The following is a 2,701-nucleotide window of genomic DNA, read 5'->3' as shown; positions in this document are numbered from 1 at the left end:
CCCGGAGGCCGCAGCGCTGCTGACCGAGGCCCGGACGGAGATCGCGGTGTCCATGGCCGAGCTGCGTGACCTGGCCCGCGGCCAGCATCCGGCGGTGGTCAGCAACCACGGCCTGGCCGTGGCGGTGGAGTCGCTGGCGGCCCGGGCCCCGGTGCCGGTGCGGCTGACCGTCGACCTGCCCGGCCGGGTCGGTGAGGCGATCGAGGTGGCCGCGTACTACGTCGTGTGCGAGAGCCTGGCCAACATCGGCAAGCACGCACAGGCCACCGCGGCGACGGTCGAGGTGTCCCGGACCGGTGACGACCTGGTGGTGGAGGTCGTCGACGACGGCGTCGGCGGGGCCGACACCGAACGCGGCACCGGCCTGCGGGGCCTCGCCGACCGGGTGGAGGCCCTCGACGGGATGCTGCGGGTGTGGACCCCCAGCGGCGGCGGCACCCGGGTACGGGCGGACCTGCCGTGCGGGTAGCGATCGCCGAGGACAGCGTCCTGCTCCGCGAGGGCATCGCCCGGCTGCTGACCGACGCGGGCTTCGAGGTGCTGGCCCGGTGCGGTGACGCCGAGGAGCTCCGCGCGCAGGTCCGCGTCGAGGTCCCGGACGTGGTGATCGTGGACATCCGGCTGCCGCCGACACACACCGACGAGGGTCTGCGGGCCGCGATCGAGCTCCGCGCGGCCCACCCCGGTCTCGCCGTCCTGGTGCTGTCGCAGTACGTCGAGATCGGCCTGGCCATGCGCCTGCTGGCCGACTCGGCCGACGGCGTGGGGTACCTGCTCAAGGACAGGATCAGCGACGTCCCCGACTTCATCGGCGCGGTCCGCCGGGTGGCGGCGGGCGGCTCGGCGGTCGACCCGACGATCGTGTCGACGCTGCTGTCCCGCCGGCGCCGCGACGATCCGCTGGCCCGGCTGACGCCCCGCGAGCGGGAGGTCCTGGAGCTGATGGCGGCCGGCACGTCCAACCAGGGGATCGCCGACCGTCTGGTGATCACCCTGCGCGCGGTGGAGAAGTACGTGTCCAGCATCTTCGGCAAGCTCGGCCTGCCCGCCACCGGCAGCGAGAGCCGCCGGGTCCTGGCCGTGCTGCTGTTCCTGCGCAGCTGACACAGGGTCAGCCGGCCGGGCTCAGCCGGCCTGCAGGCGCTGCCAGATGCGGTCGCGGGTGAACGGCAGCTCGGTGAAGCGCACCCCGGTGGCGTCGCGCAGGGCGTTGGCCAGGGCCGGCGCCACCGGGTTGAACGGGCTCTCGCTCATCGACTTGGCCCCGAGCGGGCCGATCGCGTCCTCGGTCCGGGCGAACACGACCTCGGTCGGCGGCACGTCGGCCAGGGTCGGCAGGTGGTACTGCCGGAACCCGGCCGTGGTGACCCGGCCCTGGGCGTCGATGTCCACGTGCTCGGCCAGCGTTGCGCCCAGCGCCTGGGCGACCCCGCCCTCGATCTGGCCGCGGGTCTGCAGCGGGTTGAGCACGGTGCCCGCGTCGGCGCTGTGCACGCTGCGCAGGATCCGCAGCTCACCGGTGCCCGGATCGACGGCGACGCGGAACCACTGCACGTTGAACGCCACCGAGCGCGGGGTGCCGGTCCAGTGCCCCTCGGCGCGTACCGGTTCGCGTGCCGACGCGGCCAGATCCTTGAGGCTGAGCTGACTCTGCTGCAGGGTCACGGCGTCGACGCCCAGCCGGACCGCGCCCGGCCCGGCCAGCACCAGCAGCCGCTCGCGCAGGGCCCGGGCCGCGTGCAGGACGGCCTGACCGGCCACCACCACGCCGGTCGAGGCGAACGCGCCGGTGTCGTGGGCGACCACGTCGGTGTCGGACTGGCGGACCAGGATCCGGTCCGGAGTCGTGCCGAGCGTGTCCGCGGCCAGCTGGGCGTGCACGGTGGTGCTGCCGTTGCCGAACTCGGTCGTGCCGACGGCTATCTCGTAGCGGCCGTCGGGCAGCAGGGTGATCGCGGCGTCGGCGAAGTGCCCGCCGGGCGGCCCGGCGGCGATCATGGCCAGGGCCATGCCTTCCCCGACCTGCCAGCCGTCGGGCACCGGCTGCGTGATCGGCTCGGCGGCCGCCGCCCGTACGGCGTCCAGGCACTGGTCGAGGCCGTAGCTGGCGATGATCAGGTCATCGGCGTGGTCACCGGGCGCGGCCAGGGGCTCCCCGGGACGCACGATGTTGCGTTCGCGCAGCAGCACCGGATCCAGCCCGAGCCGCCGGGCCAGCTCGTCGAGCACCGACTCGACGGCGAACGACACCTGGCCCAGGCCGTAGCCGCGGAACGCTCCGGAGGGGACGGTGTTGGTGTAGACCGCGTACGCGTCGACCTTCTTGCTCGCGCAGCGGTAGACGGCGATCGACTCGTGGCAGGCGTGGTACATCACCGCCGGGCCGTGGTTGCCGTACGCGCCGGTGTCCGAGACGACCCGCAGGGACAGGGCGGTCAGGGTGCCGTCGCGGCGGGCGCCGGCTTTCATCCGTACGGTGAAGGGGTGCCTGGTCGTCGCCGAGGTGAACTGCTCGGCGCGGGTGTACTCCAGCTTCACCGGCCGGCCGGTGCGCCGTACGGCCAGCGCCACCAGGTCCTCGACCAGCATCTCCTGCTTGCCGCCGAAGCCGCCGCCGACCCGGCCGGTCAGCACCCGCACCTGGTCCGGCCGCAGCTCGAACAGCTCGGCCAGGGCCCGCCGGGTCAGGAACGGGGTCTGC

Annotated in this window: 3 protein-coding genes; 2 read left to right on the top strand and 1 reads right to left on the bottom strand. The window is 74.2% G+C overall.

The annotated features are described in order from the left end of the window. Positions 1 to 469: ATP-binding protein (locus AB0C29_RS42460; protein ID WP_360833189.1), on the top strand; the 469-nt coding region annotated here is incomplete at its 5' end. Then, positions 460 to 1,104 (top strand): response regulator transcription factor, encoded by a 645-nt coding sequence (locus AB0C29_RS42455; protein WP_360833187.1) that lies wholly within the window; start codon positions 460 to 462, stop codon positions 1,102 to 1,104. The genes AB0C29_RS42460 and AB0C29_RS42455, both read left to right, overlap by 10 nt. Before the next feature lie 21 nt (positions 1,105 to 1,125). Here the strand turns inward: AB0C29_RS42455 and AB0C29_RS42450 are convergent. Continuing rightward, positions 1,126 to 2,701 (bottom strand): molybdopterin cofactor-binding domain-containing protein (locus tag AB0C29_RS42450; RefSeq protein WP_360833185.1); only part of this gene is annotated, 1,576 nt, incomplete at its 5' end.

This window comes from Actinoplanes sp. NPDC048791 (assembly GCF_040650095.1).
Taxonomy (GTDB): Bacteria; Actinomycetota; Actinomycetes; order Mycobacteriales; family Micromonosporaceae; genus Actinoplanes.
This window is presented reverse-complemented; position numbering and strand designations above follow the sequence as displayed.